We start from the raw sequence: 11,617 nt of genomic DNA, 5'->3' as shown, positions 1-11,617 counted from the left end.
CGTCAGTCGGTGAACTTGTTGTCACGCGGAAAGCCGCGCGGTGCCATGCGCCCGGCGGTGGCGCGTTTTCCGGTCCATTCGGCAAGCTCCGTTTCGGTGCGGGTGCGTCCGGCCGGATCGGACCAGCTCAGTCCGCTTGCACGGTCGAAGGTGATCGCATCCGACAGGCCCCCGTCCTTGTATTTTTGCAACCGCACTCCCTTGCCGCGGCCCATTTCGGGCAATTCGTCCAGACCGAACACCAGCACCTTGCGGTTTTCGCCCACCGCAGCGACCGCATCACCGCGCACCGGTTTGCACACCAGCGCCCGCGTCTCGCCGCGCACGTTCAACACCTGTTTGCCGCTGCGGGTCTGGGCGACAACTTCGGCCTCCGGCACCACGAACCCGTCGCCTGCCGTACTGGCCACCAACAGTTTGCCATCGGGGCGGTGGATGAACAGATCGACGATCTGCACCTCGTTGGGCAAATCCACCATCAGCCGCAGGGGCTCGCCCATGCCGCGCCCGCCCGGCAGGCTGGCGGCCGAAACCGTGTAGAACCGGCCGTTCGATCCGAACACCAGCAACCGGTCGGTCGTTTCGGCGTGAAAGATGAACCGCGGGCCGTCACCGTCCTTGAATTTCAACTCGCGGCCCAGATCGATGTGGCCCGTCATCGCGCGGATCCAGCCCATTTCCGAACAGACAACCGTCACCGGTTCGCGGTCGATCATCGCCTCCAGCGGCACCTCTTCGATTTCGCCCGCTTCGGCAAAGGTGGTCCGGCGCGCGCCGCCCTCGTAGTCCTTGCCGAACTGCTTTTTGGTGGCGCGCAGCTGATCGGTGATGCTGTCCCACTGGAGCGATTCATTCTCCAGCAAATCCTCCAGACCGGCACGTTCTTCCATCAACTCGGATTGCTCGCGCAGCAGCTCCAGCTCCTCGAGGCGGCGCAAAGACCGCAGGCGCATGTTCAGGATCGCCTCGGCCTGCGTTTCCGACAGCTCGCCACTGCCCGGCAAGGGGCTGACATAGTCTTTTTCGTCCATCGCGCGCACGTGGTCCCGCGACCAGTCCTCGCGCATCAGCGCGGCCTTTGGATCGTCATCGTAGCGGATGATGTCGATCACACGGTCGAGGTTCAGGAACGCAACGATAAAGCCTTCGAGCACTTCAAGACGGTGGTCGATCTTGCCCATGCGGTGGCGGGACCGGCGTTCCAGCACGTCGCGCCGGTGGTCCAGAAACGCGCGCAGCACTTCTTTCATCGAACAGACCTTGGGCGTGACCCCGTCGATCAGCACGTTCATGTTCAGCGAAAACCGCACCTCGAGATCGGTGGCGCGGAACATCATGCCCATCAGCACCTCGGGATCGACGTTCTTCGAACGCGGCTCGAGGATCATGCGGATATCGTCGGCGCTTTCGTCGCGCACGTCGGCCAGCACGGGTATTTTCTTGGTCTGGATCGCCTCCGCGATCTTTTCGATCAGCTTGGATTTCTGAACCTGGTAGGGAATTTCGGTGACCACGATCTGCCACTGTCCGCGGCCCAGGTCCTCCACCTCCCAGCGGGCGCGCAGACGGAAGCCCCCCTTGCCCGTCCGGTAGGCCGCGGCGATGTTTTCGGCAGGCTCCACGATGATCCCCCCGGTGGGGAAATCGGGGCCGGGCACGAAGTTCAGCAGCGTATCATCGCGGCAGTCGGGCGTACGGATCAGATGGATACAGGCATCGCAAAGTTCCGCGATGTTGTGGGGCGGGATGTTCGTCGCCATGCCCACGGCAATGCCCGACGCCCCGTTGGCCAGCAGATTGGGGAACTGCGCGGGCAAGACCGCAGGCTCGGTCAGCCGCCCGTCGTAATTGTCGCGAAAATCGACGACATCTTCGCCCAACCCTTCCAGCAGCGCTTCGGCCACGGCCGTCATGCGCGCTTCGGTATAGCGGCTCGCGGCGGGATTATCGCCGTCGATGTTGCCGAAGTTCCCCTGCCCGTCGACCAGCGGGTAGCGGACGTTGAAATCCTGCGCCAGCCGGGCCATCGCGTCATAGATCGCCGCGTCGCCGTGCGGGTGGAAATCCCCCATCGTGTCGCCGCTGATCTTGGCAGACTTCAGAAAACCGCCCGTCGAGTTCAGCCGCAGGCGGCTCATCGCGTAGAGAATCCGCCGGTGCACCGGCTTCAGACCATCGCGCGCATCGGGCAGCGCGCGGTGCATGATCGTGCTGAGCGCATAGGTCAGGTACCGGTCCCCCAGCGCGCGGCGCAGGGGTTCGGACATTTCGGCAAAACCGGTGTTTTCGGGATCGGGGGTATCGGACATGACGGATATGTATCGGGGGCCTCGCGCAGCGACAAGCCATACCGGACCCCTATCCTGCAAGGGCAAGTTGAATGCGTGACATTCCGGTGACGGGTCAAGATTCTCGAAATTCTCCCCTCAACTCAAATTTTTTATGATATTATTGAACCCTGGGGGGAGGCTTTGTGTTGGGCTTCCGTGAGTGATGTTTGGGGAAACAGACAATGAAGTCCTTTATTCTTTTGACCTTTGGTTTTTTGGCCTTTGCCTTCTATGAAATGAGCGGTGGCGCAGATTTTGAGCCCGCCAGCGCCCGTGTTGCCGAGACGCAGCCCGCACGAATCGACACCGCCGAGCCAACTGTTGTCGCCGCCGCGGACCAGGTCGAGTCGCAAGAGATCGCGGATGAGCCCGCCAGCGAGGTCAGCCGCGCTGCAATCAATCTTACCTCCGTGGCCAAGATTGAACCGAAAGCGGAAACGCCAAGCAACATCACCCGCGTGAAATTTTCCGAAGCCCAGAGCATCGGTGGCTCGGACATCCCGCAGATCGTGCTGCCCAGCCTGATCCTTCAGGACGACAGCCCCGTGACTGCCGAACCCGTCGCCCAGCAGCAGGACACCACCCTGCGTGCCGTGAGCGGCAACCGCGTGAATGTCCGCGGCGGGCCAAGCACCAACTTCGGTGTCGTCGGCAAGCTGGTGCGTGGCGATCAGGTCCGCATCCTCGAAGACAATGGCAATGGCTGGGTTCTGATGCAGCACGTCGACAGCAATACCGAAGGCTGGATGGCCGAATTCTTGCTGACATCGGGCTGAACACCCGCACCATATTGCATATGGCCGCCAAAAGCGGCACCTAAGGCCTCGTTCCCCAACCGAGGCCTTTTTCATGTCCAGCCGTTCCATTCTCATCACCGGATGTTCCTCCGGCATCGGCTATGCCGCAGCCCACGGGATGCGCGCGCGGGGCTGGCGCGTCTTTGCCGCGTGCCGGCAGGAACTCGACTGCGCGAAAATGCGCGAAGAGGGGTTTGACAGCCCGCTGTTGGACTATACCGACCCCGACAGCATCATCACCGCGCTGGCCGATGTGCTGGAGGCCACGGGCGGCACGCTGGATGCGGTGTTCAACAATGGCGCCCACGGCACCCCCGGCGCGGTCGAGGATCTGCCGACAGAAGCACTGCGCGCGATTTTCGAGGCGAATTTCTTTGGCTGGCACACGCTGACGCGGGCCGTGATCCCCGTGATGCGCGCGCAGGGCCATGGCCGCATTGTTCAATGTTCCTCTGTTCTGGGGTTCGTGACGCTGCCGTGGCGGGGGGCGTATAACGCCACGAAATTCGCGCTGGAGGGGCTGACGGACACCCTGCGCATCGAAATGCGCGACACGCCCGTCGACGTGGTGTTGATCGAACCCGGTCCTGTCACATCGAAAATCCGCGTCAACTCGATCGCGCATTTCGAACGCTGGATCGATTGGGAAAACTCCCCCCGCGCGTCACAGTACGAGACCGAATTGGCCCAACGGCTTTATGCCGATACCGGAAAGCCGGATAAATTCGAACTGCCGCCAGAGGCGGTCGTCAAGAAACTGGTGCACGCGGTCGAAGCCAAACGCCCCCGTGCGCGGTACTATGTCACAACCCCGACCTATTTGATGGGCTTTCTGCGCAGGCTACTACCGACGCGCGCGCTCGACTGGGTGCTCAGCCGCTAAGCGGGGTTGCAGGCGCGGTGCACACAGCTACATGCTGACCCCAACGCTCGAAGGGACACGAAATGGCCGATCCGTTATTCATTCTCATCATCCTCGCCGTGCTGGCGGTGGTTGTGGTGCTCATGCTGGGGCTGGGCGGCTTCGCGTCTGGCGGTGAATTCAACAAGAAAAACTCCAACAAACTCATGCGCTACCGTATTCTGGCGCAGTTTATCGCCGTGCTGCTGATCGTGGCCTATGTCTATTTCGTCAAGTAAGGAGCCCGGAGCATGGTTGTTCTGAACAAAATCTACACGCGTACCGGTGACAAGGGCGATACCGCGCTCGGGAACGGGGACCGTGTCGCCAAACATGACGCGCGGGTCGAAGCCTATGGCACCTCGGACGAGCTGAACTGCTTTGTGGGCGTGGCCCGTCTGCAAGCGGAGGGCGAAACCGACGCCGCACTCAGCCGCATCCAGAACGATCTGTTCGATCTGGGCGCCGATTTATGCCGCCCCGACATGGCCAAGGACGCCGAAGCCGAGTACCCGCCCCTGCGCATGAACGACGCACAGGTCGACCGTCTGGAAGCCGAGATTGATGTGATGAACGCCGATCTCGAACCGCTGCGCAGCTTTATCCTGCCCGGCGGTACACCGCTTGCCGCACAATTGCACGTCTGCCGCACGATTGCCCGCCGCGCGGAACGGCTGGCCACGGCGCTCGCCGATCACGAGGCGGTCAATGACATCGCCGTGCGCTATCTCAACCGGTTGAGTGACTGGTTCTTCGTCGCAGCCCGTGTCGCCAACAACGGCGGCAAGGACGACGTCCTGTGGGTGCCGGGCGCCAACCGCTAGGGTGCGCGTATTCTCAACGGCTTGGGCGGCGCCCCGCCCGACCCGCGCAACATTGTTGCAATATTCGGCCCACAATTAATGTAACGTGACGTGCCTAGTGCCGCATGTGGCGATTTTACGCTGTTTTGCCCGCCTGTGCTTCGTTAGACATGGCGCAGATGAATTGGCTGGGTCCACAAGGGCCGAGTCGCAACCAAGGAGATAATCGCTCATGAAGGTGCTCGTACCTGTCAAACGCGTGATCGACTATAACGTGAAAGTGCGCGTCAAAGCGGACGGTTCCGGTGTTGATCTTGCCAACGTCAAAATGTCCATGAACCCCTTCGACGAGATTTCCGTCGAACAGGCGATCCGCCTGAAAGAGGCCGGTCAGGCCGACGAGGTGGTTGTGGTTTCGATTGGCGTCAAGCAAAGCCAGGAAACACTGCGCACGGCACTGGCCATGGGCGCGGACCGCGCCATTCTGGTTGTTGCCACCGATGACGTGCACAATGACATCGAGCCGCTGACCGTTGCGAAAATCCTCAAGGGCATCGTCGACGAAGAGCAGCCGGGCCTCGTGCTGTGCGGCAAACAGGCCATCGACAACGACATGAACGCCACCGGTCAGATGCTCGCGGCATTGATGGGCTGGTCGCAGGCGACGTTTGCCTCCGAAGTGGCGATCGAGGGCGACAAGGCCAAGGTCACGCGCGAAGTGGACGGCGGTCTGCAAACCATCGAGGTTACCATGCCAACGGTCGTGACCGTCGATCTGCGCCTCAATGAGCCGCGCTATGCGTCGCTGCCCAACATCATGAAGGCCAAGAAGAAGCCTTTGGACGAAAAGACACCCGGCGACTACGGCGTCGAGGTGGCGAACCGTCTGGAGATCCTCAAGACCGAAGAACCAGCCGAACGCGCCGCCGGTATCAAGGTCGGCTCCGTGGACGAACTGGTCGAGAAACTCAAAGAAGCGGGGGCTGTGTAATGGCTGTTCTACTCCTTGCAGAAGTAAACGATGGCGAATTGGCGATGGATGCCACGGCAAAGGCCGTGACCGCGGCGCAGGCGCTGGGTGATGTGACCGTTCTGGCCGCCGGTGGTTCTGCCGCCGCCGCGGGCGAAGCGGCTGCGAAAATTGACGGCGTGTCCAAGGTGCTGGTTGCCGAGGGCGACAGCCTGGGGCACCGGCTCGCCGAAGCGACCGCCGATCTGATCGTGTCGCTGTCGGGCGATTACGACCATATCGTCGCCCCTGCCACTACCGACGCCAAGAACGTGATGCCACGGGTCGCGGCTCTCCTGGACGTGATGATCATTTCCGACGCGTCCGGCGTGGTTGATGCCGACACGTTCGAGCGTCCGATCTATGCGGGCAACGCGATCCAGACGGTCAAATCCTCCGACGCGAAAAAGGTCGTGACATTCCGCACCGCGACGTTCGACGCGGCAGGCGAAGGCGGCTCGGCTTCGGTTGAAACCATCTCGGCACCCGATGCATCGGGTCTTTCGGTCTGGGTCGAGGACAAGGTCGCCGAAAGCGATCGCCCCGAGCTGACATCGGCAGGCGTGGTTGTCTCCGGTGGCCGCGGTGTCGGTTCCGAAGAAGACTTCGCCATGATCGAAAAGCTGGCAGACAAGCTGGGCGCGGCCGTCGGTGCATCGCGCGCGGCCGTCGACAGCGGCTATGCCCCGAACGATTGGCAGGTCGGACAGACCGGCAAGGTCGTCGCACCCGATCTGTACGTCGCGGTCGGTATCTCCGGCGCGATCCAGCACCTCGCCGGTATGAAGGACTCCAAGATCATCGTGGCGATCAACAAGGACGAAGAAGCACCAATTTTCCAGGTTGCCGACTACGGTCTTGTGGCGGACCTGTTTACCGCCGTGCCAGAGCTGACCGAGAAGCTGTAAGCCGGCACAGCCGCGCTCCTTTGATAATTGAGAAGGCCCGCATGTGTCGCATGCGGGCCTTTTTCATACGATCAACCGGTCGAGCAGCGGCACCAACCGGGCGGCCAGTTCCTCATGCGCTGGCGCCCCCATGAGCGAGGACGCCGCATGCGCTTCGAGTTCATTGAACACCATACCATCGGTGCCTTTGGCACGGGCCGCCTCCGAAGGGGCAAACAGCACCGTCTCATCGGCCAGATCCTCGACGCTTTGCAGCATCCGCTTGCTCACAAAAGCCGGAATATCCGGACGGGACGCATCGCTGCCGTAATCGTCGGGCAAGTCCCGCGCCGCCCAGATCACGATCGCCCGCCCCGCGACCTGACCCAGAAGCTGGCGCATCCGGTCCACCCACAGCTTTTCCAGCTCGCGGCGCAGCATCACGAAACGCTCCGGCGCCCAGACCTGTAGATAATTCAACAGATGTTGCGTGAAATGGAACTGCGCGAAATCGACATCGGGATAAAGCGCGCGCAGCGGCGGCAGCGCCTCGATAAAGCGGTCGTTGCGGCGCGGATGCACGCGGTAGAACCGGTTCGACAGGTTGCTGGCGTCCAGCGCCTGCACCACGGTCACACGCGCCTGCACGACCGTGTCCATCACGAACCCGTCGCCCAGAAACGCATCCAGCCCCGCATTGGCGATCCCGAGGTTCGCACAGGTCACGCCCACCCGTTGCTCGACCGCCATGGCAAAAGGGGTCGGTACGAATTTCCCGTAGGTTTCCGTGCCGCCCACAAAGGCTACGAACGGGTCGTTCAGATCGCGCTGCGGCCCGCGAAACAGCAACTTGGAAGTGCCATAGCGACACGGCAAATAATCAAGGCCCCCCGGCCCCAGTACATCATAGGTCATGATACCCACCTTTATTTCACCCGTGCGGACCATGCGCCGCGGCCGGTTGCGATTCGCTTAATGGCCGAATTTGTCGAGAACTTTCATCAACGGCGGGCCTTGCGGGTGCGCGGCGCTACATCTTATGGTGGCGCAATCATGGCAAAAGGTATCCCAATGGACATCCAATCAATCGGCATCGTCGGCGCAGGGCAGATGGGCAATGGCATCGCCCACGTGATGGCACTGGCGGGATATGACGTGATGGTCACCGACATCAGCCAGGACGCGCTGGACCGCGGTATGAACGTGATCAACGGCAATCTCGCCCGGCAGGTAAGCCGCGACAAGATTGCGCAGGACGACATGGATGCCGCCATCGCCCGCATCAAGACAACGACAACCCTCACCGATCTGGGCCAGAGCGACCTGATCATCGAGGCCGCGACCGAACGTGAAACCATCAAGCAGGCGATCTTCGAGGATCTGTTGCCGTCGCTGAAGCCCGATACGATCCTGACCTCGAACACCTCGTCGATCTCGATCACACGTCTGGCGAGCCGCACCGACCGGCCCGAAAAGTTCATGGGGTTCCACTTCATGAATCCCGTGCCTGTGATGCAGCTGGTCGAACTGATCCGCGGCATTGCCACCGACGAAGAAACCTTCAAGGCGTGTCAGGCCGTGGTGGCAAAACTTGGCAAGACATCCGCCTCCGCCGAGGATTTTCCCGCCTTCATCGTGAACCGCATCCTGATGCCGATGATCAACGAGGCCGTCTATACGCTCTACGAAGGGGTGGGATCGGTGCAATCCATCGACAGCTCGATGAAGTTGGGCGCCAACCATCCCATGGGGCCGCTCGAGCTTGCCGATTTCATCGGGCTCGACACCTGTCTTGCAATCATGAATGTGCTGCACGACGGGCTGGCGGATACCAAATACCGCCCCTGCCCGTTGCTCACCAAATACGTCGAGGCCGGATGGCTGGGCCGCAAGTCAAAGCGGGGCTTTTACGACTACCGCGGCGACACACCCGTGCCGACCCGCTAGCCCGCAACGCTCAGCTTTCGTCCAGACCCATCGTTCGCGCACGCAGCCACGCCATGAACCGGCGCGGATCATCGGCGCGTTCGTCGATTTCGGCCTGTGTGATGGGTTTGCCGACAACCGGCGCCTGCGGCTTGTTGCAGCTGTGCACGATTTCATGCAGCAACAACCCCTGACGCAGCATCGGCGACAGCTTGTTGGCGATCTGGTAGGCACGGCTGTTCTGACCGGGAAACTTGATCGGAACGACCGTTGCCCCCGACCGGCGGATCATCTTGGCGGTAAAGACGTTCCACTCCGCCTCCACCGCGGGGCCGAACCAGGTCTCGGACGCCGCAACCACACCCGACGGAAACAACGCCACAACGCCGCCCTCCTTGAGGTGGGCCATCGCCTTTGCCCGCATCTCGACACCCTTGCGCTGTGCCTCGGGATCGTGAGGAAAGGGCACCGGAATCATATAGCTGCCCGCGACCTCGTCGATGGAGGTCAGCAAGGACCGCGTCAAAATACGGTAGTCGGGCCGCACCCGCCCGATCAGATCGGCAAAGATCATGCCGTCGACCATGCCGTGCGGGTGGTTGGCCACCACGATCACGGGCCCCTCGCGCGGGATCAGGTCCAGCTGCTCTTGCGGGGTCTGCAAATCGATGCCCATCGTATCGAGCGCCGCCCGCCAGAACGCCTGCCCCGATGGCGCGCCACGCCGCTCGAACGCACGGATCATGCGCAGGATCTTGAGCTTGCCGGTGAGCAGTTCGATCACCGAAATCATCCGGGACTTCCACGGATCCTCGAACGTCGAGGCATAGGACAGGCTGGAGCGGTCGTATTTGGTAAAGCTCACCTGTTCGGTCGCGGGACCGGGGACCTTGCGTTGGGGCGTGAATGTTCGCGTCTTGTCGACCACTTGGGCAACCTCGCTTGTCTGTCGAAGGCGCTGCGGGGTGCGCCTACATGCCTTCGCCAAATTTGTCGGCCACCAGCGCCGTCAACGCCTGTGCAAGGGCATCGGCGTCCGGGCCCGACGTTTCAATGTCAATAAAGCTTCCCTTGGCCGCTGCCAACATCAAAAGCCCCATGATGCTGTCGCCCGACGCGTTCATGCCTTCCTTTGTCACCTCGGCCTGCGCATCGAACCCTTCGACCACCTCGACCAGTTTGGCGGACGCACGGGCGTGCAGTCCCTTTTCGTTGACGATTTCAAGGGTGATTGAGGTCATGTGAAGCCTTGCTATTCGGTGCTGACGTTTTGCGCGTCGATGTATTTCTTACCCGCTTCGAGTGCAGCACGTACAGCGTCGGGCACAGGTTTGTGGCGGCTTTTGGCGAGTTTGATCAGCATGGGCAGGTTTGCGCCGTACAAAATCCGCCGGTCGGCGGGCTGACAGGCCAGAAGGCTCAGGTTGCTGGGCGAGCCGCCGAACAGATCGGTCACCACCACAACGCCGCTGCCCTGATCGACGGCATCGGCCGCCTTGCAAATCTCGGTCTGCTTGGCGCCGCGGTCATGATCGGCGCGGATCTCGATCGCCTGAATGCCGTTTTGCGACCCCACGACATGCTCGATGGCCGCAAGGTATTCGCGGGCCAATCCACCATGGGCTACAATCACGATACCGATCACGTTCAAGACGCCCTTTCGCCGGTTTTTCGGTCCAGTTCTCGGTGCCTAATTGACACCTGCCATCCCGCCTGTGCAAGCCGCAAAGCGTGATCTTCGGCCAATGTAACAGAGCGATGTTGGCCCCCGGTACACCCAAAGGCGACCGAAAAGTGGCTCTTTCCCTCATCGCGACAGGCGGGCAGCACAAGCAGGCTCAGATCGACCGTCTGGTCCGAAAACGCGGCGAACCGCGGATCGGTTTTCACATGTGCGGCAACAGCCTCGTTCGTGCCGTTCAACGCCCTCAAACTGGGCTCCCAATAGGGATTTTTCAAGAACCGGCAGTCGAACACCATGTCGACACCGCGTGGCAGGCCGCGCTTGTAGGAAAACGACTGTACCGTGACCGTCAGATGGCGCTTGCCGCCCGGCGCAAACCAGTGCTCCACCTCGGCGCGCAACTCGTGGATGTTCAGTTCGGTCGTGTCGATCAGCACATCGGCGCGCGCGCGCAGCGGCGCCAGCAGGTCCTGCTCGCGGCCGATGCCGTCGGCGGGGCGGTCTTCGGGGGCAAGTGGATGCCGGCGGCGTGTTTCGGAAAACCGCCGCAGCAGCACATCAGTGGCACAGTCCAGATACAGCAGTTCGGGGCGCAGATCGTCGCGCGCGTTCAGCTCGCCCAGCAGATCAAGAATCCGGTCGGTGGAATAGTCGCGATTGCGCGGGTCCAGCCCGAGGGCCAGCGGCCCGCGATCCTCTGCCCCGTCAAACAGCGCCGACAGCAGCCGCAAAGGCAGGTTGTCGATGGCCTCGAACCCCGCGTCCTCTAGCACATTGAGCGCCGAAGACCGCCCCGCACCGGACGGACCGGTAACAAGGACGATGCGGCGCTGGCTGTGATCTGGCTGGCTCATGGCGGGTGTTTCCTGTGCCCCTTTAGATAAAGCACCAATGCGGCGGCGAAATGGGGGCTGGCGCAGTTGTGAAGTGTGGGCAGAGATATGTCCAGAATATCGGTCGTGCGCCAATGCGGCAAACGGTCCCTTTCGGTCTGCGCCAGATCGACGACAAAGCGCACGGGGGCCGACGCCACATGCTCAACCGCCAGAATGCCGACGCCGCGCGCCTCGATCAGACCCGCAATGGAGCCCACGGCACTGGCATGCAGACTGCGGTCTTTTACTACCAGTTCGGTGCGGTCATCGGCGACCAGAACACCGCCCAATGCGATCATCTGCAATGCAAGTGCCGACTTGCCGCTGCCGGACGGGCCCAGCAACAGGGCCGCCCGCCCGTTCACGGCAACGCAGGACGCGTGCAATACTGTGGGGGTCACCGGC

General features: G+C 62.0%; 14 protein-coding genes. 7 read left to right on the top strand and 7 right to left on the bottom strand.

From position 1 onward, the window contains the following. Window positions 1-2 precede the first annotated feature (2 nt). Window positions 3-2,309: a DNA topoisomerase IV subunit A gene (parC, locus tag K3756_RS02730; RefSeq protein WP_259990663.1), complete on the bottom strand. Its 2,307-nt coding sequence runs from the start codon at window positions 2,307-2,309 to the stop codon at window positions 3-5. A 203-nt stretch (window positions 2,310-2,512) separates the two neighbouring features. Here parC and K3756_RS02725 point away from each other — a divergent pair, with 203 nt between their 5' ends. From K3756_RS02725 to K3756_RS02700, 6 genes are all read left to right on the top strand, one after another. After that, window positions 2,513-3,106 (top strand): SH3 domain-containing protein, encoded by a 594-nt coding sequence (locus K3756_RS02725; protein WP_259990661.1) that lies wholly within the window; start codon window positions 2,513-2,515, stop codon window positions 3,104-3,106. Window positions 3,107-3,179: 73 nt separating this feature from the next. Further along, on the top strand, window positions 3,180-4,010 hold the full coding sequence (locus K3756_RS02720) for an SDR family NAD(P)-dependent oxidoreductase (protein WP_259990659.1): 831 nt from the start codon (window positions 3,180-3,182) through the stop codon (window positions 4,008-4,010). Between the two features lie 62 nt (window positions 4,011-4,072). Further along, window positions 4,073-4,267 (top strand): twin transmembrane helix small protein, encoded by a 195-nt coding sequence (locus K3756_RS02715; RefSeq protein ID WP_259990657.1) that lies wholly within the window; start codon window positions 4,073-4,075, stop codon window positions 4,265-4,267. A gap of 12 nt (window positions 4,268-4,279) precedes the next feature. Beyond that, window positions 4,280-4,852 (top strand): cob(I)yrinic acid a,c-diamide adenosyltransferase, encoded by a 573-nt coding sequence (locus K3756_RS02710; RefSeq protein WP_259990655.1) that lies wholly within the window; start codon window positions 4,280-4,282, stop codon window positions 4,850-4,852. 211 nt (window positions 4,853-5,063) lie between these two features. Beyond that, window positions 5,064-5,822, top strand: a complete 759-nt coding sequence (locus tag K3756_RS02705; protein ID WP_259990652.1) for an electron transfer flavoprotein subunit beta/FixA family protein — start codon at window positions 5,064-5,066, stop codon at window positions 5,820-5,822. After that, window positions 5,822-6,748 carry an electron transfer flavoprotein subunit alpha/FixB family protein gene (locus K3756_RS02700; protein WP_259990650.1) on the top strand — a complete coding sequence of 309 codons (927 nt, stop codon included), beginning with the start codon at window positions 5,822-5,824 and terminating at the stop codon, window positions 6,746-6,748. Before K3756_RS02705 ends, K3756_RS02700 begins: the two co-directional genes overlap by 1 nt. Window positions 6,749-6,811: 63 nt before the next feature. On the opposite strand, the gene K3756_RS02695 is transcribed toward K3756_RS02700, so the two are convergent. Beyond that, the gene (locus K3756_RS02695; protein WP_259990648.1) at window positions 6,812-7,642 is read right to left on the bottom strand and encodes a DUF6473 family protein; all 831 of its coding nucleotides are present in this window, start codon (window positions 7,640-7,642) and stop codon (window positions 6,812-6,814) included. Between the two features lie 156 nt (window positions 7,643-7,798). Here K3756_RS02695 and K3756_RS02690 point away from each other — a divergent pair, with 156 nt between their 5' ends. Then, window positions 7,799-8,674: a 3-hydroxybutyryl-CoA dehydrogenase gene (locus K3756_RS02690; protein ID WP_259990646.1), complete on the top strand. Its 876-nt coding sequence runs from the start codon at window positions 7,799-7,801 to the stop codon at window positions 8,672-8,674. A gap of 10 nt (window positions 8,675-8,684) precedes the next feature. On the opposite strand, the gene K3756_RS02685 is transcribed toward K3756_RS02690, so the two are convergent. The 5 genes from K3756_RS02685 to K3756_RS02665 all read right to left on the bottom strand — a co-directional run bounded on the left by K3756_RS02685 (window position 8,685) and on the right by K3756_RS02665 (window position 11,613). After that, window positions 8,685-9,518, bottom strand: coding sequence for a lysophospholipid acyltransferase family protein (locus K3756_RS02685; protein ID WP_259993469.1), 834 nt, complete (start codon window positions 9,516-9,518; stop codon window positions 8,685-8,687). 106 nt (window positions 9,519-9,624) lie between these two features. Next, complete coding sequence (locus K3756_RS02680) at window positions 9,625-9,894, bottom strand: HPr family phosphocarrier protein (RefSeq protein WP_259990644.1); 270 nt, start codon at window positions 9,892-9,894, stop codon at window positions 9,625-9,627. Between the two features lie 11 nt (window positions 9,895-9,905). Beyond that, window positions 9,906-10,298: a PTS sugar transporter subunit IIA gene (locus K3756_RS02675; protein WP_259990643.1), complete on the bottom strand. Its 393-nt coding sequence runs from the start codon at window positions 10,296-10,298 to the stop codon at window positions 9,906-9,908. A gap of 2 nt (window positions 10,299-10,300) precedes the next feature. Next, on the bottom strand, window positions 10,301-11,191 hold the full coding sequence (rapZ, locus tag K3756_RS02670) for an RNase adapter RapZ (RefSeq protein ID WP_259990641.1): 891 nt from the start codon (window positions 11,189-11,191) through the stop codon (window positions 10,301-10,303). After that, the gene (locus K3756_RS02665) at window positions 11,188-11,613 is read right to left on the bottom strand and encodes an HPr kinase/phosphorylase (protein WP_259990638.1); all 426 of its coding nucleotides are present in this window, start codon (window positions 11,611-11,613) and stop codon (window positions 11,188-11,190) included. Before K3756_RS02665 ends, rapZ begins: the two co-directional genes overlap by 4 nt. Window positions 11,614-11,617: the final 4 nt, after the last annotated feature.

This window comes from Sulfitobacter sp. S190 (assembly GCF_025141935.1).
Classification (GTDB): domain Bacteria; phylum Pseudomonadota; class Alphaproteobacteria; order Rhodobacterales; family Rhodobacteraceae; genus Sulfitobacter.
The sequence above is the reverse complement of the archived record's forward strand: the minus strand, read 5'-3'. Positions and strand labels throughout refer to the sequence as shown.